The organism is Photobacterium sp. MCCC 1A19761 (genome assembly GCF_037389125.1).
In the GTDB taxonomy this organism is placed as follows: Bacteria; Pseudomonadota; Gammaproteobacteria; order Enterobacterales; family Vibrionaceae; genus Photobacterium.
In genome coordinates this window covers 1-516 of the sequence record NZ_JAZGTF010000074.1, presented here as the reverse complement: position 1 = coordinate 516, position 516 = coordinate 1, and the positions used below count along the sequence as shown (strand labels likewise).

Genomic DNA, 516 nt, shown 5'->3' with positions numbered 1-516 from the left:
TGCATTGCCGCAGCTTCGGTGTATCGCTTAGCCCCGTTAAATCTTCCGCGCAGGCCGACTCGACCAGTGAGCTATTACGCTTTCTTTAAATGATGGCTGCTTCTAAGCCAACATCCTGGCTGTCTGAGCCTTCCCACATCGTTTCCCACTTAGCGATAACTTTGGGACCTTAGCTGGCGGTCTGGGTTGTTTCCCTCTCCACGACGGACGTTAGCACCCGCCGTGTGTCTCCCGGATAGTACTTACTGGTATTCGGAGTTTGCAAAGGGTTGGTAAGTCGGGATGACCCCCTAGCCTTAACAGTGCTCTACCCCCAGTAGTATTCGTCCGAGGCGCTACCTAAATAGCTTTCGGGGAGAACCAGCTATCTCCAGGTTTGATTGGCCTTTCACCCCTAGCCACAAGTCATCCGCTAATTTTTCAACATTAGTCGGTTCGGTCCTCCAGTGCGTGTTACCGCACCTTCAACCTGCCCATGGCTAGATCACCTGGTTTCGGGTCTAATCCCAGCAACTG

The 516-nt window shown here is 52.9% G+C and carries 1 rRNA gene; it reads right to left on the bottom strand.

What is annotated here, in order from left to right:
- Positions 1–516, bottom strand: a 23S ribosomal RNA gene (locus VV869_RS24410); the annotation flags it as partial.